Genomic DNA, 23870 nt, shown 5'->3' on the forward strand with positions numbered 1-23870 from the left:
TTAAGATCCTGTCTATGAACGGGTGCTTAATTGGAGAGTAGATATCGACAGGGCATTAATGGCGTGTGATTGAGTATTAGCAGAGAGTTGAATATGTAGCTGCAGTCCAGTCTAGCGAGCCTTAATAAAACGTAACGACTTGGTTTCGTCCGTTGTCTTTCGCTTGGTAGAGCGCTTTGTCTGCACGTTTGATGGCCGTACGTATCGATTCATGCTCCTTAAGCTGCGTTACTCCAGTCGAAGCCGTTACTTTAAGCGCTTTAGGCCAAGGGCTTTGGTCCATTACTAGGTAAAAATTATCGATAGATTCGTTACACTGTAGCGCAGTTTGTTCCAGGCAAACGAGTAGAAACTCCTCACCACCCCAGCGATAAAGCAAGTACTGCTCACCAAGGCTCTTGTTCGCCGTTGCGACAAACTGAATAAGTACTTTGTCACCCACTTCATGGCCATGTTGATCATTGATCTGCTTAAAATGGTCTAAATCAAACAACGCGATGTGAATCGTTTTTCCTTGTTGCGCTAGCCATTCGAAATCATAGAAGGTATCTAACGCTTCGGTTCGGTTTCTACATCCGGTCAACGGATCGGTTGTTGCCTTTACCTTGAGCTCTTCAATTTCTTCGGTCAAATTGCGTTGTTGCTCTGCTGCACGCGTTCTGCTTCGCTGTGCGATGTGTAACGCACAACCTACATAACAGATGGCATAGGTCACCCATAATCCAATTAAGAGTTCACCTAACAAAGCTTTGCTGATGATTTTACCGTGGAAAACAATGCTCGAGATCTTAAGTGAATGATGTCCATCAAGCGTGCTGGCTCCGAGCCCGAGCTCAACAGACACCGCGTTTGTAATGTCTACTGCGCTACTAGTAATAGGTTGGTTGTAATGATCAATCCACCAAAAAGGAACGTTGAAGTAGTTTAAGTCGATGTGGTTTTTATCTGGTAACGAGAAGTCTAAGCGATTGAACTTGTTCGACATAGCATCGCCTTTCACGCTGTAATTCTTGTCGTAATTACGAATGTAGAAGCGAAACCTTGGGTCTTCTTGGCCTTGGTAATCCATATTAATGGTGACCGAATCGAACGTTGAGAGATCGAGCCCATTACCTTGTGTCGATATAACGAATTCAATTTCACAGAAGGGTAAGCTATAGGTCCGTTCAAAGTCACACTGTAACTCAATTCCATCTTCTGACTTATGTAATGAGCCTACGGTGCCACCATCGTGGTCTCTGTCTGTATTAACGCGTGTAGGGTATTTGTCGGGTGTAATAACGTAGCTCTTATTCATGAGCGTATTAAAAGAGATCAACGACACTAGCGTGATTGCTAGGCAAAAAATCGAAAGGAATATGTTGAGTTTTCGGAATGCTTTGTCGCTCATGATACTAACCCGTACACGTGATTCGAATGTAATGCGCAATGCCTTAGGTGGAATCGGTATACCTAAAACTAACGCAGAGCTGAGGTTATACAGTAAAGAGATTCATTTAACCAAATGGAAGTTTAAAATTCGAACGCAGAGCCTTGATTCTGAATGTTATTTGCTCATTAAGTGCAGTTTTTACGGGGGTAACTATTTAACTGTATGTTTATACAGTTAAATTTAAAATGGCTAGGTTTGTTGTAATCAGAGTAGTGTGTGCGAGTTATAAGGCTTGCTGTGATAACGAGTCACGAGGCCACTGTTACTGTTCATCAATTAAAGTGGAGGGCAGTTATGTTGCAGTGTCACTTTTTTTGAGCTCGTTTTATCGAAACACTTTGTTGTCTATGAGAGTGTTCGTACCACTCATTTTGTCTTTCATTGCCAATTACGCACCATACGTAGAACAAAGCTTCAATGCGCTGCAGGTTATCCCGAATCCGTATTAGTTTGTAGTGGGTGCTGTTGTGGTCGATACGCTAGGCATGCGCGCCATGGTGCGATACCTACTTGAATACTACGCATCTCGATGGAAAACGAAGTGATGGCGTACCTCGATGCGTTAATCATCGCTCTGATTACCGGTGGAGTCTCAAGCCTTGGCACAATTGCGGCTTTGAAAACGGACATTAATTGGATAAAGCGACTGCAGCAAGACCAAGAGCAACGGATACGAAAATTGGAGGACCCCAATGGCTAAGAAAGGTTATAAGTGCAAATGTCGCAAAAAATAGCGAGTTAATGAAAGAACGAGGGTTCAGTACAAACACAACTCGAAAACGCTATAAGAAACGCAGGTAAAACCGACTAGTCCTACCTATTAACAATTTACACAGCATTAAATTAGATTGATACGTTACTTGTGTTTATTCACATCCTTGTTAACGAAACAGTGCCCCTTTGCTTGCTGCACTGGAACCTAAAAGGCGAACTCATTGATTGAGTTCGCCTTTTTATAATAAAGATCTAAGAGTTAATGATGTGATTTCAGTAAATATTGACTTTTTTATCTCCACATCATCTGTTTTATTGGCCAAATCAGCCAACTTACTAATTCTTAGCCCTGTCTCATCAAGAGATACGTAACCTGCGAATTCATAAAAACGATTTAACCCACAATCATCTATAGTTTTTCTGCCTTTAGAGCCTTTAGGATAATAAAAAAGACCGATCTCTATAGGGACTATATTATCCGTATACACATCTAGATGAGGATGAACAATTGTGAACATATCACTTGTCTTTGGGTACCTTACCTTTGCGGTACTCTTAGTTGTTTTACTATTACTTTTTTCTTTATTGCAATCTATGCATGACATGCATAAGTTTAGCGGTTCAAACATGAATTCAACCGTTTGGTCGCGTGAGACAATGTGCTCTATATCCCAATAGCGACCATGGTTAGACTTGAACTGCTGCAAGCAATACGGGCAAGTGTGATTCTGAGCCTTCAAATAATAGCTTTTAATGTACTTTTTTAAGTCAGCTAAGTCGTCATCTTCCCATGTTTTGTTCGATAAGTTCGGAGATGTGATTTTAGTTTTAATTAGAGCCTGCAAGTCATCAGGGTAGGCGATTGGCTTAAGATTCACCTAAAACCTCCAGTGCATTCTTAATGATTTCGATTAACTGATACACCGTATCCTCAGGTAGTAGTTTTTCCTGATAAGTAATTAAAAACTCCGCATCATTACGATAATCGTCAGTCAACTTCTTACCCTTGCTCAAAGCTGCCAAAACATTAACGCAAAGTCGCTTCAAATATTCATTTTGCTCCCCCGGAGTGTTGAATAAACGAGCAAGTTGGTAATCAGCAGACTTACTTTTAAACATTTCGGAATTCAGCAGTTCATTGTGATCCAAATCCAAAACGAAACAACTCTTAGTTTTTAATTTCGATATAATTAAAGGTGAGTGTGTAGCAATTAAAAAGTGACAGTTTCGATAAGTTTTGAACACTTCAGATATCAATTGTATAAATTGTTCTTGCCATTCTGGGTGCAAACTAATTTCAGGCTCATCTATACAAATAAGAGAGTTGTTCTTTATTTCGTTAGCGATTGAGCAAATTAGCAACAATAATGACCGCTCACCTGAACTTGACTCATTAATATTAAAACTTCCCCCAGATGTTTTTTTCAAAATAATAGTATCCACACGGGAAAGGCCTTGGCGGAGTGAGTGTTTGAGATTTGATTTTACCGAAGACTTCACATCCTGCCCGAAGGTAAAGTGTTTTGGCAAGCGTGCTTCGGAAACGTTGTTATCCACATTCATCTCAGACTTTACAGCTCGAAACAATCGCCCTGGACCTAAAATTTTCGTAGAGTCTTGTGATTGATAGGCGTCTTGTTCAACTAAGGCTTTTACTATTCTTTGATTTAAGCCACCGCCTTGCTCATGAAGAGCCATTCTATGAACTTTATTATCTCTTGCTAACCATTCAGATATATTATTAAATCTTTCTCTACCATTTTTGTTATACAAGTTTCTCAATTCATGGCTAAACGTTATTTTAATCTTAGGCTCATAGCCCAATAATTTTAGAGTTCTTAAAACTGCAGGTTTTGGGGAGTGGTCTAATAAAGACTGCACAAAAGTGTTCATCAATTGTTTATCAGACAGCCCGCCTGTAGGGATTTTAAATCCAATATAGCTATAAATATCAGGAGCCTTTGAAAACAAAGTAGGGAACTTATCAAATGGGCTAGTTGAAGCGGCAATTATTTTTTTTGGTGATGCTAATTTAACTCGTTTATTATTTTCGATTAAAAGCCTACTGTTTCGTCCTCTTCCAGTGAATACATTAATTACCTCACCATCATTTTCAAACTCCAGACGAGAAACTCGGTTAGACTTTAACTTGGGATGATTTTGATTGTACTCTTGCGAAATTTTGAATAGTTCTACGATATTCGCCAACATCCGGCTTTTACCTGTCCCATTCTTACCTATCAGGACTGTAACTATGTTTGAGTGATTAACAACTGAAGAGTCAACTAAAGAATATTCTGCACCATCTAAGTACGCTTTTGTGATTTTCATGATTTCAAGTCTTATTATTCAATTAGTTACATTGTATTAAAAATGCCTATTGAGTACTAGGTCTACTTATATTTGCTAGGAGCCCACGGTGCAGTTTGCATCCTACGTCTACCACGAAATGGCATTAGGTTATCTTTCGCGGCTTGCTTGATTAGATTGTCAATGCGGCCATGCAGTTCAACAAGCTGTCGGTATTCGTTGCGCCAATAGGCAAAACTGAGCAATTCTTTCGGATTAAACTCGCGTCGTTCAGACGTGATCAAGGTGGCACGGTCAAAGTGAACCCTAAATCCATTCCAACGATGATCTAAGGGCAAATAACCGCGAGCGGGAAAGTTTGTGAGTTTCGGTAAAGTAATTTAGCCCATGCGAGCAAGTCTGTTCATGACATTACGTAGATCGGAAGAACACACAGAGTAATCCAATAATCTAACCAACAAACACAAACTTAGAGCGAGCTGTAAGTTGGGTTTAAAAAACTCAGCATGAAAACTTACAGACGAGCTCGTGTGAGAAAACTTAACTGGCTTAGTGGATAACCCAAAACAGAATTCAACGTGTGCAGCCAACAAGAAACACGGTGGCGTGCGTAAAATCTGAAAAAGAAACGACAGCAATGCCCACAAGGTTTACACACAGCGCGGTGAATTATGTAGATGGCGGCCACACGTATAATGATTGAGTTAAAAGAGCGTTTAAAGAATGCTGGTGAACTCAATATGCTTGAGGCACCAGTTGTATTAAGGGTTTAAGAGGAAACGATGATAAGGATAGCTTTGGAAAATAGTGACATTACTATCTGGGTCTTACAGTCTCAGTGCGTATTATGTGCGTTATGTTAAATGGATTTTGATGTTTATAAGGCAGGTATCTTTGTGTGATGCCCTGCCTTTGTATTGTGCCGATATTCTCTAATTTATACTGTGTATTTAACCATACTGGCTATTTACCATAAAATACCTAATAACCAGTGATAATAATCTTCGATTTTAACCCTGGTATTAGTTAGAGATTAACCGCCAGCAAATTTAACTTTGTAGCCTTTCTTTTCAAGGTGCGCTTTGATCTTGTCGCGCGCGTCACCTTGAATTTCGATGTTGCCATCTTTTACTGAGCCACCGCAGCCGCAAACTTTCTTGAGTTCTGCTGCCATTAGTTTTAATGGTGCGTCATCTAGGTCTAAGCCAGTTACGACAGAAACGCCTTTGCCTTTACGGCCTTTGGTTTCTTTTTGGATTCGAACGATACCATCGCCTTTAGGACGTTGGACTTTCTCTTCTTCAGGCTTAATGCGACCTGTTTCTGTTGAATATACTAGGCTCATAATTTACTTCTTTTGTTGCTCTGCTTTTTGTTTTGCGAGTAAGTAAGCTTCTATATGGCGTTGGATTGCAACCTTGCCGCCTTTGATTAAGCGACCGTTAAACATGCAATACCACGCATTAGGCTCACCGGTGTCATTCTTGATTTGGTAGCCGTTGAAGTTTTCAGTCGAGCCACCAGTTCCTCTCGACTTATTTAATGACATGAATTCTTTTGGATCAATAATAGATGCGGTATCAATCCACCAATCAATACTCTTTTTCACGGCAGCTAGGTTGCCCTGAATAACGTTGTTTTTTAACTTAGCACGCCAAACTGTGTTGTTAGCATCTATCGATTGAAGATGGACGCTTCGGTAAATTGAATTAGCCATATCTATTAATCATCTTTCTGTTTTCACTGCATTAATCATAAGTATACTAATAATGATATCAAGCATAATATGGTAAAAACACCTGTCGAGGTATGGTAATTTGAGAAAAAAAGTCCCTATTTTAACTGACTCTGTGATAATTAATTCATTTGTTGAAAAATTAAACAGCAACGCGACAATAGAAATTATAGATGAGTTGACCGGATTTCAATACTCTCGCAATTCACTGTTGGGCATTTACAGTGATTGGAATCGCTATCATGCGTTCTGTACCAAACATCGTATTAACACACTTCCCGCATCTATAACTGCTGTTCGTCGTTTTCTTGAAACGGAGTCTAACGATAGAAAATACGCATCGCTAAAACGTTACACTGCAACGCTTAGCATGTTACATACTGTGTTGAGCTTTGCTAACCCCATCAAGCACAGGCAAGTTCGCTTTACCCTACTCCACTTACAATCTCAAATGGCCGGTGACGCTAAACAAACCAATGCTATGACATCTGTGCATCTCACTGATTTGAATACGTTACTCTCCCATGAGAAAGCAAACCTGAAAGAGATCAGAGACATTGCTATTTATAACGTGATGTTCGAGTGTGCTTTAAAGCGCTCAGAGCTTAAGTTGTTATCGATGAGTGATGTTGAGTACGTTGAAGATCATTACCAAGTAACAGTCAAAGATTCGGCTTATCAGTTGTCACAAATAGCCAGTGTTGCACTTCAACGTTGGCTTTCGTTTACTGGTATACAAGATGACTTGCCAGTATTTCGTGCGATAGACAAGCATGAGAATATTGGTTTGCAGCCTTTAGATGATTCGTCCATCTATAGGATATTGAGAAGAGCTAGCGACTTACTTCAACTGCCAGAAAATCACCATTTCTCTGGAAATTCGATTCGTGTTGGTGCTGCACAAGAGTTGTCGAAACAAGGTCTTAAGGTGAGAGAGATTCAGGACTTTGGTCGTTGGCTTAGCCCGGCAATGCCAGCTCAATATGTCGGTTTCACGGGAACGGCTGATAGTGAGAAGATGAAGTTTAAGGCGTTAATACCTTGGCAATGACGGGTCGCAGATTACTTGGATATTACTATTTTGATATAAGTTATGGTTAAAACGATATTTGTAAAAACGGTTAGCGTTAAAAACAAAAAGCGCCTTGGCGAAAGCTCAAGGCACTTGTTGGTTCAGCTCTAAGTGAACGAAAACGAGTTAGAAACCTAAGAAAGGCTTGTTCTCACGCAGTTTTCTAAGAACTGGCTGAATTTGTGGCCGTCATGTTCAACCATTTTAGGGAACATGGAGATTGGCGTCATACCTGGGAAGGTGTTGACTTCGTTCAGGTAGATTTCGTTGTCTTGCGTTAAAAAGAAGTCGATACGAGACAAGTGACGAAGCTTCATCTGGGTGAAGACTTTTCGTGCGCTGTCTGCAATCAATTCACGCTGTTCGTCAGTTAAATTACTTGCTTCAACTTCAGTGATCGAGTGGCTGTCTGCACTGTACTTCTCTTCGTAAGAGTAAAATGCGCCATTCGGTGCAATCACCTCACCCGGCTTGCTGATGTGTAGCTCGCCATCGATTTCATAAGCAGCAATTTCTAGCTCTCTAGGCACCACTGATTTCTCAACCAATACTTGGTCCGAGAAAGTGAACGCCTTGTTGATAGCCTCGCTTAAATCTTCTACTTGGTTAACTTGGTAACAACCTACAGAAGAACCTTGACGAGCCGCTTTCACAAACACTTTACCCCACTTTTCAAATGCTTGAGTTGCTTGTGAGTGAGCTTGATCATTGTTGTCTGATAAGAACAGGTACGGCGTGTTTGGAATACCAAGTGCGTCGTACCAAAGCTTTGACGTGATTTTGTTAAAGCTGTTGTTGCTTGCTTCTGGACCACAACCTAGGTATGGAATTTTAGCCATTTCAAACAGTGATTGAATGTCACCTGTTTCACCTGGGAAACCGTGTATGCAAGGCACAATGAAATCGACTTTAGATGCTAAATTGTCACCGCGTAAGGTTTGGTCGTTAATATCAAGATAAACCAATTCACCTGAATCAAGACACCAGCCTTCGTTCTTAATTTCAACTCTTACAACGTTAAAATCTGCAACGCTATTAAGTTGTTCAAAAAGGTAATTGGCTGAAACTAAAGATACTTCATGCTCTGAAGATCCACCGCCGCAAAGTAGAAGGATGTTTGTGGTGTTCATGGGTAAATTCGGTCCTTGAAACTAGGAGTACTGACTTCAATGATAAACAAAAGTCGAGATAGGTACAGTGTTTTGATTGTTAAAATTGCGTTCGAAAGATCGAGCGATTAACTATTAAACAAAACAGCGAGTCTTAAAACAAAAGAAGGAGCATTTGCCCCTTCTTTATGAATCAAAACTTAGTTCAACTTGTTAAGCGTTGGGTATTCAGAGTTCTTGATGTCATCAATGCTCTTAACGAACGGCTTCAAGTTTTGGAAAGTGTTCGGCAGTGTTGAGATTGCCTTTTTAGCTTCTAAGCGTGTTGCGTAGTCACCATAAAGTACCGTGAACCACTTAGTGCCGTTAACCATTTTGTAGTTTTCCCAAACTGGTTGAGAAGTCGTAGGTAGCATTTTCACGAAAGAATCGACTTTACTTTGGCTGCCAACAGCAACAACTTGAACTGTGTAACCAAAACGTTGGTTCATGTCTTGTTGTTTCTTGGTTGGGCCTGTCACTACTGCAACTGGCTTAGCTTGAGTCGTTTGAGCGACTTTCTGTTCAACAGGTTCGGTTCTGATAACGTTGACAACATTTTCTTCAACAACGCTTGTTTGCTCAGATTGAGATACAACTGGAGCTTCAACTTTTGCCGTTTTGTACTCTTCTTGATAACTATCTGAAGTGACATTGGTAACGTAGTCGTCAGATACACACGCAGCCAAGAGCAGTGGCAAAGTCACAATTGCAAATTTTTTCATGGAAAGCTCTATATCCTTAATAATAATTACTATAAATCATGCCGATACGTCGGTTTAGAATCAAGTTAACTTTGGGATTATACACCATTAGTGGGTGACCTATTTCACAAACTTTATGCAGTGTTTGCTTATTCATCTGAATTCGGTGAATTTGCCTTCAACCTGTGAGTGCAAAGTAAGTTACGATGAACTTACGTGCATTGCTAGGATATGTCTATGAATCATCTTGATCCCCTACTTAAACCCCGTTCAATCGCTGTTGTTGGTGCTTCTCAACGAGAAACACGCGCAGGATATATTGTTATGAACAATTTGTTGCATGGGGATTTTAAAGGTGCGGTGATGCCGGTTACGCCGAAATATGATTCAGTGGCCGGTGTGCTTTCTTACAAGAACATTTTGTCGTTACCGATTGTTCCTGACCTCGCAATCTTGTGTACCAATGCGACCCGTAATGTCGCTATTTTTGAAGAACTGGCTGAGAAAGGTATAGCCTCTGTCATTGTGCTTTCTTCAGACATGCAGCAAGAAAGCGATAATGGTGAGACGTATGATGAACGATGCCTAGCGATTGCCAAAAAGCACAACATTCGAGTGTTGGGTTCCAATAGTTTGGGGGTGATTGTTCCTTGGTTAAATTTGAACGCCTCATTCTCTCCAGTGACAGCATTACCCGGTAAGATCGCCTTTGTTTCTCAGTCGGCAGCTGTGTGTACCACTATTCTCGATTGGGCTAATGACAAAGAGATCGGTTTTTCGGCGTTTATCTCTATAGGCAATGGTAGCGATATCGAATTCTCGGAGTTATTGGATTATCTCAGTACCGACTCTCACACCGAAGCGATATTGCTTTATGTAGACAGCATTACTGATGCGAGGCGCTTTATTTCTGCAGCGCGTGCGGCTTCGCGTAACCGACGAATTTTGGTGTTGAAAGGCGGTCGAACGGCGAAAGGCAGAGCCGCAGCAATGGCTCACACTGGCGGTGCCGACACATTAGATATTATTTATGATTCCGCAATCCGACGCAGCGGCATGCTACGAGTTAAGAACTTACATGAACTGTTTGCTGCGGTAGAAACACTGACTCATTCAGTACCATTGCGAGGCGAGCGCTTGGCTATTGTTACTAATGGTGGCGGCCCTGCGATTATGGCTGTGGACACCCTATTTGACCGCGGTGGTAAGCTCGCAGAGTTTTCAGAAGAGACACTTGATAAGTTGAACAAGGTTTTGCCATCGAGTTGGTCTCATAGCAATCCTATCGATATTGTCGGCGACGCTGGTGATCAACGTTATATCGACACTATAAACATCTTACTCGATGGCGATGAAGCAGACGCGATTCTTATCATGCACAGCCCTTCAGCGGTCGCACATTCCGCTAAAACGGCAGAACGAATTATTGAAGCGATTAAGAAGCACCCTCGCCACAAGCGCTTTAACATCCTGACGAATTGGTCTGGTGAGCTAACAGCAAGGCCCGCACGAAAGCTGTTTACCGAAGCGGGTTTCCCAACTTATCGGACCCCTGAAAGCTCTGTGGTCGCATTCATGCACTTAGTCGAGTACAGACGTAACCAACGTCAGTTAATGGAAACGCCGACCACTGCAGAAAAAGTACACATTGAAGATCTAGCAGATGCGAAAGGTTGGATAGAAAGAAAACTACTGGATAAAGATACAGTTAGCCTTGATACTCACCAAAACAGTCAGTTTTTCAAGAGCTTCAACCTCGATGTGTTACCAACTTGGATCGCTTCTGACCCAAGTGAAGCGGTACACATCGCTGAAACGATCGGTTATCCCGTCGCAGTAAAATTACGTTCGCCGGATATTGCACATAAGTCAGACGTACAAGGCGTGATGCTCAATTTGCGAAACAGCAGTGAAGTTGCCAATGCGGCTCAGGCAATTCTCGATCGTTCTCAATTATCCTTCCCTACAGCAAACATCCACGGCTTGTTAATTCAAGGTATGGCTAAGCTCGCGGGCGGCCAAGAGTTGCGTATTAAGGTTACAACAGACGAAACCTTCGGCCCAATCATATTACTTGGACAAGGTGGTTCGGAGTGGGATGAGTCGATTGATGCCGCAGCTGCTTTTCCACCGCTCAACATGACACTGGCGCGTTACTTGATTATTCGAGCGATAAAAAGCGGCAAGATTCGTCTACAAAAACTCCCTAACCCCATCGATATAGAAGGTTTGTCTGAGTTATTGGTACGTATATCGCAAATGGTAGTGGATTGCCCTGAAATACATGATTTGGATATCCATCCAGTACTGGCCAATGGTGACAAGTTCACGATATTAGATGCCGATATCATCTTGAAAGCGTACGAAGGCGATCCACAGGAACGTCTTGCGATTCGCCCTTATCCGGTCGAGCTTGAAGAACGTATCCAGCTAAAAGATGGAACCGAAGTGTTGTTACGCCCTATTCTTCCCGAAGATGAACCGCTTCATGCTGACTTCATTAACCGTGTGTCTAAGGAAGATCTCTATAAGCGTTTCTTTAGTGATGTCGGTGAATTCAATCATGAGGCGTTGGCGAATTTCACTCAGATTGATTTCGATAGAGAAATCGCCTTTGTGGTCGTTCGCGAGGAACAAGGCGTTCCAGCGATCATCGGCGTGTCCCGTGCACTGATTAACCCTGAGAACACAGACGCCGAATTCGCAATATTGATTCGTTCTGACCTTAAAGGTGTTGGTCTAGGTCGCATTCTTATGACCAAGGTTATCGATTACTGCCGTGCGAAGCAGACCAAGCAGATGTCGGGTATGACGATGCCAACCAATAGAGGGATGCTGACACTAGCTCAAAAGCTCGGTTTTAAGCTAGATATCAGTTTTGAAGATGGTACTGCAGATATGGTGTTACCGTTACTTTAACGCCCATGTCTTTTTAAGATGTTGGATACACCAAGACTTGGCGTCGCCCATTTTGTTGCGTCGCCAAGCCATAACAATATCGATCGGTTGTGGTTCTGTACCGGAGATCTGCTGTAGTACGCCAGATTCAATCAAAGGTTTAGCGACACTATTCGGTAAGGTGCCAATCCCTAGTCCTGATGTCAAAGCCTCTACTTTCGCAGGAAAGCTTGTCACGGTTAAACGTGGCTGTTTCTCTAGAATATTGATGCTTAGTGCTGGCTGATCGCGTGCGGTGTCTGCAATGGCAATAACCCTGTAACTTTCTCTCGCCTTCTGATCGAATTCACCAGAACGCTTGTGAACATAGTGGCTTGATGCCGCGACCCACACCATCTCCATTTTACCAATTACGTCACTTTTCATATCGTTTGGAATTGTATCGAGCTTAGGGCATATCAATAAGTCAGCACGACCATCTGTGAGAGATTCCCAACAACCCGCTAAGATTTCCTCTTGCAAACGAACGCGTGTTTTACTGATTTTTCCTAGTTCATCTACCAGTGGGAAAAAGTTAGCAATCGGGATAATGCCATCAAAGGCGATGGTCAAATCGAGCTCCCAACCATTGGCTAGAATGCTTGCCTCGTTAACAAGACGTTCTGTAGCTCCAAGAATGATTCTACCTTGCTCAAGTATCAACTGACCCGCTTCCGTGAAATTTGCACGGTGGCCTGAGCGGTCAAAAATCATGATGTCTAGATCTTGTTCAAGCTTCTGTATTTGATAGCTGAGTGATGAAGGCGCTCTGTCCATTTCATTGGCCGCGGCGGCGAAACTTCCACGTCGGTCGATGGCGTCTAGGATGTGTAACGCTTCAAGTGTTATTGGACTATGCATAGCTTTCCTACTTTATAAATGAGACTTGAATCACAAAAACAGAAGCATTCAGGCTGTGAATGGAACTGTAAAAGTCTTTTTAATACAGATATTTAAGAGTATTAATTATGAGTTAGTTGATAAAATTGAAAATTATTTAAATGCAAATAATAGTAATTATCATTTAGATCTAATATTATATTTCGCAAATCAAGATAATACTATGGAACTAAGGTAACTATCAGATGTATAAGCAATCCCTGCTCTCTGCTTCAATCGTTTTAGCGCTTTCATCAACATCAGCCTTTGCTGAAGATTATGCCCTATTTGACGAGGTTGTTGTATCTTCGACTCGTACTAATCAACAACTTGAAGATGTTGCTGCGTCGGTAACTGTGATTAACGATAAAGATATCGAAAAAAACATGGTTACGGATGTAGAAGACTTATTTAAGTACACACCAGGTGTCACGGTGACGACGAATTCTCGCCAAGGGATTCAAGGTATTAACATTCGTGGTATGGAAGGTAACCGAGTAAAGGTTATCGTTGATGGAGTATCACAAACTAGCCAATTTACTCCAAGTGGTACTCAGTCATATAACTTCATTAACTCTTCACGCATTGATGTCGATACGGATATGTTGAAGTCTGTCGAGATTGTTAAAGGTGCGGCTTCTTCTCTGTATGGTTCTGACGCGATTGGTGGTATTGCTGCGTTCGAAACAAAAGACCCGAGTGACTTTTTAAAAGACAAAGACTTCGGTGGCCACGCGAAGTTCAACTACTCTTCATCTGATAATACCTTTAGCGAATCGGTTGCTTTAGCAAATCGTATTGGCGACCTAGAAACGTTAGTTGCTTATACTCGCAGAGACGGTGAGCAAACTGATAACTTTGGTACACCTGATGAGCAAGATACTCAGAACAACAACTTGTTGGTTAAGCTTCAGTACCAATTAAACGAACAACACCGTTTAGAGTTTTCTGGTAACTTCATTGAGAATTCTGGTGATACCGATTTAAATAGTGCAAGTTACACCGACTACAATGGCGAAGACACAACTAGCCAACAGCAAATCGGTATCAAACATATTTGGGATGCTGACCTAGCGTTTGCAGATACTATTACTTGGCAAGCTGACTGGCTGAGCAAAGAAGAGAATGGCGTAACTAATCGTACTTCTAATGGCGGTATGTTCCTACCTCCGGCAGGTAATGTTCAGAAAAAGGACTATATCTACGAGGATGAAGGTTATCAATTTGATGTGCAATTCGATAAGTTCTTCATGACGGGTAATGTAGAAAACTACTTTATCTATGGCGCTTCATATTCGGACAAAGACATTAAAAACGTTAATAACGAATATAACTCCATCAGCGCAGACCAAGTTATTTTCTACATCCCTGCCGCATCTGAAAGAAAATATGGATTCTTTGCTCAAAATGAAATGACGATCGGAAATTGGATGATTACTCCGGGTGTTCGTTTTGATGGTTTTGAAACTGATCCAGGTGATACAAGTCAAAACCCAAGTGGTAACCCAGAAGAGTCTTATGCAAAATATTCAGACTCAGCTGTTACCGGACGTTTGGGTACAACTTACACGCTTAATGATGAAAATAAGATCTTCGGTCAAATCAGCCAAGGCTTTAGAGCTCCTGATTTCCAAGAGCTTTACTACTCATTTGGTAATCCTGCTCACGGTTATTTGAATGCCCCTAACCCTGACTTAGAAGCTGAAGAAAGTATTTCATACGAGTTAGGTTGGCGTCATAACACAAATTATTCATCAAGCGAAATCGCTATCTTCTACAGCGATTATGATAACTTTATTGATAACGTAGCAGTTAGTGGCTCAGCCACTCCGGCCGATCCAACAATATATCAGAATGTAAACATTGATGAAGCCGTAATTAAAGGTATCGAAGCGTCAAATACACAGTCTTGGAATAGCTTCATGCCAGTGAAAGGTGTTAGTACTCGTGTTTCTGCAACGTATACTGAAGGTGAAGATGGCGAAGGTAATCCTCTTAACAGTGTAAACCCTTGGAACGCTGTCGTTGGTTTTAACTATGATGCTCCTTCAGCACTATGGGGTACATCACTTAACATAAGCTACACAGCAGGTAAGAAGTCTAGTGATATCAACAGCGATGGTTTGAATGATGAAATTCTACCAATTGATTCAGCAACTGTAGTTGACCTAACAGCATACTACTTGCCGATGAAGGATCTTACGCTTAGAGCAGGTCTCTTCAACGTTACGGATGAAGAGTACTACTCGTGGAATGACGTTCGTGGATTCTCACAAGAAGATAAAGATTACACGCAAGCAGGTCGTAACTGGTCAATTACAGCTAAATACGAATTCTAATTCGTTAAAAAACTGAATTGCAGATACTAAAAAGCCAGCTAAATGCTGGCTTTTATTATTTCACTAAAAATTGTATCAAAAAGGATAAAGTGAAATTACTTCTCTGCCATTTCTTTCTTAACCATTACTGCTGCAGCAATGATGAAAGTGATGATTAGGCCTAGTTCCATGATTAACTCCAAAGAAAATTAACATTAAACATATAATTCGCGTGGATAATAACACAACAGATACAGAATGATACTTTTTAACCACTAATTTACTTTTTATTCGATTTAGATCAAAAAAGATGCCCTAAAGCATCTTTTTGTAAGTTAACTATTCATGAAACAACTAGATCAACCAGGGAAACCATCAGGATTGGTTGACTGCCAGCGCCATGTATCTTCAGTCATTTCAGTCAGTGTACGTGTTGCATTCCAACCAAGTTCTTTCTGAGCTTTGGCTGGGTCTGCCCAACATTCTGCGATGTCACCCGGGCGACGCTCGACAAGCTTATAAGGGATATCTTTACCGCTCGCTTTCTCAAACGCTTTAACCATGTCTAATACACTTGAACCGTTACCCGTACCAAGGTTGTAGATATGAAGACCGTCTTTGCACCCTACTTTCTCAAGCGCTGCGATGTGGCCATCAGACAGATCCATTACGTGGATGTAATCGCGAACGCCAGTCCCGTCTTTTGTTGGATAATCGCTACCAAATACAGATAGGAATTCACGGCGGCCCACTGCTACTTGAGAGACAAATGGCATTAGGTTATTTGGGATACCTTGCGGGTCTTCACCTAGCTCACCACTTGGATGTGAACCTACAGGGTTAAAGTAACGCAGCAGTGTAATGCTCCAATCAGGATTGGCTTTTTGGAAATCGGTTAAACACTCTTCAACCATTAGTTTACTACGACCATATGGGTTGGTAGCGCTTGTTGGGAAGTCTTCAGTAATTGGCACACTTGCAGGATCACCGTATACCGTTGCTGAAGAGCTAAATACCAAGGTTTTTACACCCGCATCACGCATTGCATCAACAAGAACTAAAGTGCCGTTTACGTTGTTGTCGTAGTATTCAAGAGGCTTTTCCACAGACTCTCCGACGGCTTTCAGACCAGCAAAATGGATAACCGCTTCGATGTTGTGTTGCTTCATAGTTTCAGTCAAAAGCGCTTTATCACGAACGTCACCTTCAATGAAGTTGGGACGAACGCCCGAGACTTTTTCGATGCGCTCTAGAACGCTTGGTTTGCTGTTGTACAAGCTATCAAAAAGTACAGGTGTCATACCTGCGTTGATCATCTGGATACTTGTATGGCTACCAATGTAACCCATGCCACCTGTAACTAAAACATTCATGCTTAGCAGACCTTTTAATTAAAAATATTCAACCTATCACTTATGATACAACAACTTAGGGTGAGCTCACAAACACCGGTGCCTATTTACCCTCACGAGCGAACACAAACTGACCTTTTCCTTTGCGTTTCGCTTGGTACATAGCCTCATCAGCAACCTTTAGAATCACGTCAATATCACGCTCTGAGCCATCAACTAAATTGATACCTAAGCTCGCCCCAACATGAAGTGAACGCTGTTTATAATTCACTTCTTGCCCGATCAGATCCAACAATCGCTCGGCTAACTTCGCTAATAAGACTTTGTTTGTCTGTTTAATAATAAGAACAAATTCATCACCCGACAAACGTGCAACCAAATCCCCCGCTCTTACCTGAGATAACAACCGGTTTGACACTTCTTTAAGGATTTCGTCACCCGCATCGTGTCCATAATTGTCATTCACTTCTTTGAAGCCATCCAAATCCAAGTAGATAACCGCAAAATGCTGATTTGAATAGTGGCTCGACGTGACAACATCATCCATAACCTTATACAGCTGCGCTCTATTCGCTAACCCGGTTAATGCATCGTGATGAGCCAAGTGTTCGAGTCTTTCCATCTCTTTAACGTTGGATAAATCAGACAGCGTTAATACCATATCAAACTCGTCTTTCTCGTTGTCTGAGGCAACTCGATTCACTTTGACAAACATTGGAACTAACGTACCAGACGCACTCTTCTCCCACACTTCGCCTTGCCATTGACCATAGTTGTCTAACGAACTGCGAATTGTCGGCATCAATGATGAAAATTGCTGCCACGAAAATACTTCAAATGGTGTTTTGCCCACCAGCAGATCAGAGTGATAACCGAGAAGTTGTGTGATCGCCGGGTTAACCATGGTTATCACATTGGATGAGTTGAGCACGATCAAGCCGTCTTTACTGTTTTCGAAAACACCCGCAGCAATACGTTGGCGACTCATGGCCGTTTCTATGTCGGTGACATCTTGGATTGCATAAAGAATACGACCATGTTTTGTCAAAGAACGACTGCTCACACGAAGCCAGCGTTTTGATTGAAAGAGATCGGTGGTTTCCAGCAATTCGTCATTAAGTTCAATATTGGCATCAATAACATCTTGTAAGTAACCCGTTTGCTTGGTCGCGATCAACTCTTGGATCAACAAATTCTCAAGAAAGGCTTCCGAGCATTTAAAAATATCCCGAGTAGCTGCGTTCGCATGAAGAATGAGCCCTTTTTCATCCACCACCAACAAAGAGTGCTGAACGGTTTCAATGACCTCATTTGCGAATGATTTTTCTTCTTGTAACTTGTCTAACGTAAAATTGATTTGGTTATCGCGATGTTGAAGCCTTTCTAACATGGTATTGAAAGCTCGAACCAGATCGCCGATTTCATCGCGGTTCGTTACGACTAATTTAGGCTGCTTCGAACGACGCTCAACAAAGGCTTGCATCGCCTCATTGAGGTCAAACATCGGTTCGATAATCAAGCGTTGCACCAATTTGACCACTACTCCGCCTAACATCACCAGAAACAACAGGTAGACGACCGCAACCTTGAAAATATTCGTTAAGATCGAATTAAACGTCTCTTTCGATATTGTTACTCTCAAGTTCGCGATCACTGCGCCATCCAGTGTCACTGGAACGAGCAAGAAGATGAAATGCTCAGAGATGGCAAATTGATGATCGGCGATATCGTCTAATTCTTCTGCGTTTGGCCTTGGAACCAGAGTGTTGCTCACCTGATAGCTGGCAAAAAGCTGTTCGTTGATGTCATAGAGCTTCACTCTAACAATATCTTTATCTGCGACGAAAGCTGACAATATTTCCTGAGCCGATGACTTGTCTTCAAATAAAATCGCGGCTTGCAAGTTATAAGCAACACCTTGTGCTAGCACTTTAACACGCTGAATAAGACTCTCTTTCTCTCTCTCAAACGTGACAGTGTAATTTACCGATTGGATCGTTACAAAAGTGACTGCGATGAAGATGATAATGGGTAATATCAGCTTGTTTTTAATCGATATGTTATTAATGAAAGACAACATTATTGGCCCTCCACTATAGCGATTCGTAACAGGTTCGAGCCAATGACGTAGTCACCGCGCCTTGCGTTCTCTAGATTGATCTTAGGTTTGAGCTTATTATCGATGTGCGTGAGTTCAATGATTCCACCTAAGTCCGTAAAGTTAGGCATATCACTGATTGTCACAGTATGTGGCGAGTGCTCTTGACTAAGAAATTGGTCATTTTTACGGTCAGACAAATACGTAATATCACACTTAGAAGTAATCGACTGTTGAACTCGGATAGCGAGCGAACGAATAGATTTCCCCTCGGTAATTGACGTTAGCACTTGGCTTACCTTTTCATCGCCAATCACACAAAAGTTCACAGCGTTCATTGAGCTTTCATCATTCCAACGTATAAAATTCGCAATTCTAAAAAGGTACACCGCTTTCACTTCATAAGGTTTGAAGCTAGCAGCTGAGGTGTTCAACGGCACAATAAGCATCGTTAAAGCCGCTAAGCCTAGTTTAGATAAGCCGAGCTTAATGCGGTGCTTAAGCCATTTAGAATTCATGAGAGACCCTCACATATACAGACTCTTGGTTGACACAAATCTCGGTAAGTTTTTGTGTCACTTTCGAAGCCGTTTCCATTTCGACATCTAACATAGACAACTCTTCAAGGCTCATCGACATGAGCTGGTCTAGAGAGTTTTCTTGAGCAGAGACAAAAACAGGTATCGTTAATGCTAGTCCTAAGCAAACCTGGCGGGATATCATGTGCTCACCTAATATACAGATAGATATTAATCCTTTAATCAATAGTTCAACTATATATGAAATGCCATACTGGTAAATCTACGGTGTCGAAAGTTTGAGTTAGGTCACTGTTTATTTATGGTATTTATAAGACCGTCATTACTTACCTCAACGTAAAGGATTAGCACCACGTGACAACGAAGATTTTGCTTAATTGCGACATGGGAGAAAGTTTCGGCAATTGGAAGATGGGCGATGACGAGTCGGTCATGGAATGGGTCGATATGGCAAACATCGCTTGTGGCTTCCACGCGTCTGATCCGCACGTTATGTCCAAGACGATAAAACTGGCGCAGCACTATCACACCCAAATTGGTGCTCATCCCGGTTATCAAGATCTCGTTGGTTTTGGTCGCCGTTCTATTCCACACACCATGGACGAAATCAGTGAGCTGGTTTGTTATCAAGTCGGTGCATTACAAGCCCTTTGCCGCTATCACCATACCACTGTTGGCTATGTGAAACCTCATGGCGCTCTTTATAACGATATGATGGCAAACATTGATGTGTTCAATGCGGTAGCCCAAGCCGTCGCTGAGTTTAACATCCCGTTGATGATTCTCTCTTCATCAGACAATCAACAGTATTTGGATATTGCTGACGACCATGACTTGCCTCTCTTGTTTGAAGCGTTTGCCGACCGTGCTTATTTAAATAACGGACAATTAGCGCCACGTACTCAAAAAGGCTCGGTTTACGTCAATCAAGACGATATCTATAACCAAGTTATGCAAATCATTAACTATGGCTCGGTTACGACTTTAGAGGGCGAAAGACTGCCTATTGAAGCTGATACTATCTGTGTTCATGGTGATAACCCTCAATCCATCGCATTAATTAGAAAAATCAGACAAGACCTCAACGCTTTTAATTAGTATGAAGCGTGTGATTGGTATGACGCATGGTCTAATCGCTCGTGAGATCTAATTGATTTGTATTGGCTTGGACACGGAAGTGAGACACGCCAAGTAAGCTAAAAAAGGCAAGATAACAAACGTATGGAAACGAAATGACGACGAATCAGATTGAATTCAATATAGCGCCAGTCGCGGAATGCAGCGTTTTGGTGACCTTGACGCTATCGCCTTCAAATAATCAATCTAGCGCCGAATATGCGCAATACATAGCTCACTTTTCCGATGCCATTCGCCAAAACTTAGCATCGGTGTTGATGAATGTGACACCGGCTTACCAAACAATATTGGTCGACTACCTCCCTTATCGAATATCAGAACAGCAGCTCATTGAACAGCTCAATAATTTGTTGAGTCATGCTCTGTCGTCCTTTTCTAGTGTTAGTAAAACTCGCGATACGATTGAGCTTCCTGCCTATTACTCACCAGAAACGGCGCTCGATTTAGACCGATATCAAAACAAAGGCCTGTCGCTCGACCAGATAATTCAACATCACACCTCACAGACATACAGCGTCAGTGCGATTGGGTTTACGCCTGGCTTTGCCTTTATGTCGGATGTGGTTAATGAGCTTGCCTTGCCCCGTCACTCCACACCCCGCTTAATTGTGCCCAAAGGCAGTATCGCCATCGCGGATACGAAAACAGCTGTGTACCCTTCGGATTCACCGGGCGGTTGGAATATTATTGGCAATTGCCCACTTCCGTTGTTCGATCATAGCCAGTTGAAGAACGCCGATATCACGCAAAGACCACTGTCTCTGCTTAATGTTGGTGATACCGTCCGTTTCATAGCGATTTCAAAAAAAGAATTTGTAGAGTTGGGTGGAGGCATCGTAAATGGCTAAGACAAAAACTAAACCAACACTGACAGTGATTAAGCCCGGCCCGTTGAGTTTGATTCAAGACTTTGGGCGATTTGGTGTTGCTCATCTTGGATTAACGCAAGGTGGACCGGTTGATGACTACTCTTATAGCTGGGCTAACCATCTATTGGGCAACCCAGTCAACCAAGCGGCGTTGGAAATCACGCTTGGGCAATGTGCGTTGAGAATCGATTTTGATTGCGAGATGGCACTATGCGGGGGTGATTTACAAGCGAAACTCGATGGTAAACCACAGGCTAACTGGAGCACTTTTCAAGCTTTTAAGGGGCAAGTTCTCTCATTTGGTTTGCCTAAAAATGGTCTAAGGGCGTATTTAGCCATTAAGGGCGGTTTCGATGTTCCATCAACTCTTGATAGCTGCTCTACAGTCACTCGTGAAAAGATTGGTGGATTAACGCAAGATGGAGAGCCATGCCAACAAGGGCAACAAATCGCTTTTACCCAACACCAACTCTCTCATCCATTTAAAGCGTTGAGTGTTACCTTCCGATACACGCCTGATTACAATCTACCCGTGAACCTACGAGTGATTGAAGGCTATCAAAGCGAGCTATTCTCCGAGTCAGCAAAAGAGACTTTGTATAACGCGCAGTATCACGTTGACCAAAACTCTAATCGGATGGGTTATCGACTCAGTGGCGAGCCCGTAGACTCGCCTGACATTTCGCTATTGTCAGAAGGCATTGCCCTAGGTGCGATTCAAATTCCACAAGATGGACAGCCTATCGTGCTGCTTAATGATAGACAGACCATAGGTGGTTATCCGAAGATAGGATGTGTCGCCAGAATCGATTTACCACGCTTGGCGCAAGCAAAACCTGGACATGCGATATCGTTCAGCAAGGGCGATCGCTTGGGCTTACAAGATGTTTGGTGCCAATGGGCTCAGTTTTTCGGCTATTAGTTTTTGCGATGTGTTATGTGCTAAATGCTATGTAGCTGAGAATAATCAACTAGGAAGATGTCATTTAGATGAGGTTCGGTATCTAAGCAGATGTTGAAATGAAGATTCGGCTTACCTATTACAGTAAGCCGAATTGAAGAAATTAAACGCAGTCGATGATGATAGACTAATTATAGGCTATTAAGCGTGATCTTGACCTGACACCTTGGCAAGCGCTTCTGGGTATCCACGTTCTTGTGTCAAATCTATCGCTCTGTTTTCAATATCATTTAGATTAAGTGACATTGTCACTGAGTGTGTGTCTTCAATAGATGCCGCCTCTGATACATCAAACCATTGCTCAGCGACCTTTTGTGCCGCTTCTAATGTTGAAGAAGCTTTTACTACTTCAAGTCGAGCATAGCGATCCCCACAGAATGAAACGTCTGAAGCTCTTAAGCTTGGATCGGTTCCCGGAATCTGTTGTGCACCAAACAAAGGTTTACCACCGACCAATGCAGAACTGAAACTTGGGATGAACTGAGACATATGCGTTATTGCCGCGCGAGTTCTTAATTCAAGCTGATCTTCACTCCAACCCGATACGATTTTCTTAAGCAGCTTCGAAGGCAACTGTGGCTGTGACGAGTCTGTTGACGATGAAACAAGCCCACCCTCAAACAGAGTAATCCCTTCTGTCATGCCGTGAAGTTGGAACACACCATCAGCATACGGCGTTAATTGCGCCATGCCTTGCGGTGTGCCTCTCGGGCCATGGAAGATAACTTCTGGCCACTCTTCCTTACATTCTTGCGAATATGGCCACTCTGTAACGTATGCAGCTTTAAACTCAACAAGTCTTTGCTGCTTAGAGCCAACAAAGTCATCTACGATACCCGTTTCAAACCCACTCGCATTAATCAAGTAATCGGTCGTTAGTTGGCAGCTTTGGTTTTCGGCATCGGTATAAGTCAAAGACCAACCTTGACCTGTCGACTCAACAGATTGTAATCGGCTGTTGGTTAACACAGTACAGTTAGCTTGTTGCCCCAAAGAGAGTTGAGCGGTCGCAGAAAGTCGGAATACGCTCCAGCCATACTCTTGGACCATCGCAACAGGATACTTTAGGGTCTCTAAATCCGTATGCTTGGCGAAAGGAATACACCAATCATCAAGCGATGTTGGTTTCAGAGGCTGTGTTTTCGCAGAAAGTGCTAATAAATCTTCTTTGCTGTACAGCTTATAATACTCTTCCGGATCACCGAGCACTTGGTTGCTTTTATCTTGTTTAACAAGATCGGCATAAGCGCTTTTGATTATCTTGAGACGAGGAAGCAGATCCAACGGCTCTCCACCATCACTGTGCGGAACGGCGATGATTGTCGGACGAATATTGATCGTATGAGGGAATAAGCGGACGGTATCAATTGACTGTGTGAGCAATTGAAGACACTGCTCTACAGAAATATCTCGATACAAATTGCCGCCAGCGTGCAGGTGGCAAATTGGTGGACCATTAACCAAACTCGGCCCTTTTTCTAAGATAGTGACCTTAAAACCCAACTCACTAAAGTGAATCGCGCTCGTTGTTCCGGCAATACCACCACCAACAATGGCAATAGAAGGTTGATTTGTATCCGTTTTGTTGTGGTTCATCGTGTTCTGTAGAATAAGATTAACTGCCTCTATTCTACTTTTGTTCTGCGATGAATTAAAACACATTTT

General features: G+C 42.3%; 21 protein-coding genes and 1 pseudogene. 8 read left to right on the forward strand and 14 right to left on the reverse strand.

Translation table 11 applies throughout. The annotated features are described in order from the left end of the window. Positions 1–121: 121 nt before the first annotated feature. Positions 122–1429, reverse strand: coding sequence for a GGDEF domain-containing protein (locus tag AB4493_RS18160; protein ID WP_372155560.1), 1308 nt, complete (start codon positions 1427–1429; stop codon positions 122–124). A gap of 353 nt (positions 1430–1782) precedes the next feature. Between AB4493_RS18160 and AB4493_RS18165 the strand changes: the two are divergent. Together AB4493_RS18165 and AB4493_RS18170 are read left to right on the forward strand one after the other, a co-directional pair. After that, positions 1783–1977 (forward strand): annotated as a pseudogene (locus AB4493_RS18165) (hypothetical protein); the annotation flags it as partial. After that, a complete protein-coding gene (locus AB4493_RS18170; protein WP_175400131.1) occupies positions 1974–2132 on the forward strand; it encodes a hypothetical protein in 159 nt (52 codons plus the stop codon). The pseudogene AB4493_RS18165 and the gene AB4493_RS18170, both read left to right, overlap by 4 nt. Positions 2133–2385: 253 nt before the next feature. Here the strand turns inward: AB4493_RS18170 and AB4493_RS18175 are convergent, their stop codons facing one another. The 5 genes from AB4493_RS18175 to AB4493_RS18195 all read right to left on the reverse strand — a co-directional run bounded on the left by AB4493_RS18175 (position 2386) and on the right by AB4493_RS18195 (position 6173). After that, positions 2386–3024: an HNH endonuclease gene (locus AB4493_RS18175; RefSeq protein WP_372099377.1), complete on the reverse strand. Its 639-nt coding sequence runs from the start codon at positions 3022–3024 to the stop codon at positions 2386–2388. Continuing rightward, entirely contained in the window at positions 3014–4477 is a 1464-nt protein-coding gene (locus AB4493_RS18180) for an AAA family ATPase (RefSeq protein ID WP_372099376.1), read from the reverse strand. Before AB4493_RS18180 ends, AB4493_RS18175 begins: the two co-directional genes overlap by 11 nt. A 62-nt stretch (positions 4478–4539) precedes the next feature. Then, a complete protein-coding gene (locus AB4493_RS18185; protein WP_372134235.1) occupies positions 4540–4794 on the reverse strand; it encodes a DUF3653 domain-containing protein in 255 nt (84 codons plus the stop codon). Between the two features lie 695 nt (positions 4795–5489). Next, complete coding sequence (gene yciH / locus AB4493_RS18190) at positions 5490–5801, reverse strand: stress response translation initiation inhibitor YciH (RefSeq protein WP_008221404.1); 312 nt, start codon at positions 5799–5801, stop codon at positions 5490–5492. Positions 5802–5804: 3 nt separating this feature from the next. Next, entirely contained in the window at positions 5805–6173 is a 369-nt protein-coding gene (locus tag AB4493_RS18195; RefSeq protein WP_017060095.1) for a DUF3319 domain-containing protein, read from the reverse strand. Positions 6174–6273: 100 nt separating this feature from the next. On the opposite strand from AB4493_RS18195, the gene AB4493_RS18200 reads away from it, so the two are divergent. Then, positions 6274–7242: a tyrosine-type recombinase/integrase gene (locus AB4493_RS18200; protein WP_017060094.1), complete on the forward strand. Its 969-nt coding sequence runs from the start codon at positions 6274–6276 to the stop codon at positions 7240–7242. A 155-nt stretch (positions 7243–7397) separates the two neighbouring features. Here the strand turns inward: AB4493_RS18200 and AB4493_RS18205 are convergent, their stop codons facing one another. Next, positions 7398–8393 carry a D-alanine--D-alanine ligase gene (locus AB4493_RS18205; protein WP_017064584.1) on the reverse strand — a complete coding sequence of 332 codons (996 nt, stop codon included), beginning with the start codon at positions 8391–8393 and terminating at the stop codon, positions 7398–7400. A gap of 179 nt (positions 8394–8572) precedes the next feature. After that, the gene (locus AB4493_RS18210) at positions 8573–9136 is read right to left on the reverse strand and encodes an SPOR domain-containing protein (protein ID WP_017069919.1); all 564 of its coding nucleotides are present in this window, start codon (positions 9134–9136) and stop codon (positions 8573–8575) included. 216 nt (positions 9137–9352) lie between these two features. Between AB4493_RS18210 and AB4493_RS18215 the strand changes: the two genes are divergently transcribed. After that, entirely contained in the window at positions 9353–12034 is a 2682-nt protein-coding gene (locus AB4493_RS18215; RefSeq protein WP_017069918.1) for a bifunctional acetate--CoA ligase family protein/GNAT family N-acetyltransferase, read from the forward strand. Here AB4493_RS18215 and AB4493_RS18220 read toward each other — a convergent pair. Continuing rightward, positions 12026–12913: a LysR family transcriptional regulator gene (locus tag AB4493_RS18220; RefSeq protein WP_136974592.1), complete on the reverse strand. Its 888-nt coding sequence runs from the start codon at positions 12911–12913 to the stop codon at positions 12026–12028. The genes AB4493_RS18215 and AB4493_RS18220 overlap by 9 nt on opposite strands. A gap of 224 nt (positions 12914–13137) precedes the next feature. Here AB4493_RS18220 and AB4493_RS18225 point away from each other — a divergent pair, with 224 nt between their 5' ends. After that, entirely contained in the window at positions 13138–15270 is a 2133-nt protein-coding gene (locus tag AB4493_RS18225; RefSeq protein WP_372155561.1) for a TonB-dependent hemoglobin/transferrin/lactoferrin family receptor, read from the forward strand. A 338-nt stretch (positions 15271–15608) separates the two neighbouring features. Here the strand turns inward: AB4493_RS18225 and galE are convergent, their stop codons facing one another. The 4 genes from galE to AB4493_RS18245 form a co-directional block, all read right to left on the reverse strand. Further along, positions 15609–16622 carry a UDP-glucose 4-epimerase GalE gene (gene galE, locus AB4493_RS18230; protein ID WP_017069914.1) on the reverse strand — a complete coding sequence of 338 codons (1014 nt, stop codon included), beginning with the start codon at positions 16620–16622 and terminating at the stop codon, positions 15609–15611. 82 nt (positions 16623–16704) lie between these two features. Beyond that, entirely contained in the window at positions 16705–18681 is a 1977-nt protein-coding gene (locus tag AB4493_RS18235) for a diguanylate cyclase domain-containing protein (protein ID WP_136974594.1), read from the reverse strand. Then, positions 18681–19217, reverse strand: coding sequence for a YfiR family protein (locus AB4493_RS18240; protein WP_372155562.1), 537 nt, complete (start codon positions 19215–19217; stop codon positions 18681–18683). The genes AB4493_RS18235 and AB4493_RS18240 overlap by 1 nt, the downstream gene beginning before the upstream one ends. Further along, complete coding sequence (locus tag AB4493_RS18245; RefSeq protein ID WP_017064590.1) at positions 19207–19422, reverse strand: hypothetical protein; 216 nt, start codon at positions 19420–19422, stop codon at positions 19207–19209. The genes AB4493_RS18240 and AB4493_RS18245 overlap by 11 nt, the downstream gene beginning before the upstream one ends. 170 nt (positions 19423–19592) lie before the next feature. Between AB4493_RS18245 and AB4493_RS18250 the strand changes: the two genes are divergently transcribed. From AB4493_RS18250 to AB4493_RS18260, 3 genes are all read left to right on the forward strand, one after another. Next, entirely contained in the window at positions 19593–20336 is a 744-nt protein-coding gene (locus tag AB4493_RS18250; RefSeq protein ID WP_017060084.1) for a 5-oxoprolinase subunit PxpA, read from the forward strand. Between the two features lie 134 nt (positions 20337–20470). Further along, entirely contained in the window at positions 20471–21223 is a 753-nt protein-coding gene (locus AB4493_RS18255) for an allophanate hydrolase subunit 1 (protein WP_017060083.1), read from the forward strand. Then, positions 21216–22166 (forward strand): biotin-dependent carboxyltransferase family protein, encoded by a 951-nt coding sequence (locus AB4493_RS18260; protein WP_372058323.1) that lies wholly within the window; start codon positions 21216–21218, stop codon positions 22164–22166. Before AB4493_RS18255 ends, AB4493_RS18260 begins: the two co-directional genes overlap by 8 nt. A 180-nt stretch (positions 22167–22346) precedes the next feature. On the opposite strand, the gene AB4493_RS18265 is transcribed toward AB4493_RS18260, so the two are convergent. Further along, entirely contained in the window at positions 22347–23801 is a 1455-nt protein-coding gene (locus tag AB4493_RS18265; RefSeq protein ID WP_017060081.1) for an FAD-dependent oxidoreductase, read from the reverse strand. Between the last annotated feature and the right edge of the window lie 69 nt (positions 23802–23870).

Origin of the sequence: Vibrio sp. 10N.222.55.A1, assembly GCF_041473835.1 — a bacterium.
Taxonomy (GTDB): domain Bacteria; phylum Pseudomonadota; class Gammaproteobacteria; order Enterobacterales; family Vibrionaceae; genus Vibrio; species Vibrio crassostreae_C.

Coding starts and splice junctions, on each gene's coding strand:
- AB4493_RS18180 (WP_372099376.1), bottom strand. CDS start 4,477: ATGAAAATCACAAAAGCGTACTTAGATGGTGCAGAATATTCTTTAGTT.
- yciH (WP_008221404.1), bottom strand. CDS start 5,801: ATGAGCCTAGTATATTCAACAGAAACAGGTCGCATTAAGCCTGAAGAA.
- AB4493_RS18195 (WP_017060095.1), bottom strand. CDS start 6,173: ATGGCTAATTCAATTTACCGAAGCGTCCATCTTCAATCGATAGATGCT.
- AB4493_RS18205 (WP_017064584.1), bottom strand. CDS start 8,393: ATGAACACCACAAACATCCTTCTACTTTGCGGCGGTGGATCTTCAGAG.
- AB4493_RS18210 (WP_017069919.1), bottom strand. CDS start 9,136: ATGAAAAAATTTGCAATTGTGACTTTGCCACTGCTCTTGGCTGCGTGT.
- AB4493_RS18215 (WP_017069918.1), top strand. CDS start 9,353: ATGAATCATCTTGATCCCCTACTTAAACCCCGTTCAATCGCTGTTGTT.
- AB4493_RS18220 (WP_136974592.1), bottom strand. CDS start 12,913: ATGCATAGTCCAATAACACTTGAAGCGTTACACATCCTAGACGCCATC.
- AB4493_RS18225 (WP_372155561.1), top strand. CDS start 13,138: ATGTATAAGCAATCCCTGCTCTCTGCTTCAATCGTTTTAGCGCTTTCA.
- galE (WP_017069914.1), bottom strand. CDS start 16,622: ATGAATGTTTTAGTTACAGGTGGCATGGGTTACATTGGTAGCCATACA.
- AB4493_RS18235 (WP_136974594.1), bottom strand. CDS start 18,681: ATGTTGTCTTTCATTAATAACATATCGATTAAAAACAAGCTGATATTA.
- AB4493_RS18240 (WP_372155562.1), bottom strand. CDS start 19,217: ATGAATTCTAAATGGCTTAAGCACCGCATTAAGCTCGGCTTATCTAAA.
- AB4493_RS18245 (WP_017064590.1), bottom strand. CDS start 19,422: ATGATATCCCGCCAGGTTTGCTTAGGACTAGCATTAACGATACCTGTT.
- AB4493_RS18255 (WP_017060083.1), top strand. CDS start 20,471: ATGACGACGAATCAGATTGAATTCAATATAGCGCCAGTCGCGGAATGC.
- AB4493_RS18260 (WP_372058323.1), top strand. CDS start 21,216: ATGGCTAAGACAAAAACTAAACCAACACTGACAGTGATTAAGCCCGGC.
- AB4493_RS18265 (WP_017060081.1), bottom strand. CDS start 23,801: ATGAACCACAACAAAACGGATACAAATCAACCTTCTATTGCCATTGTT.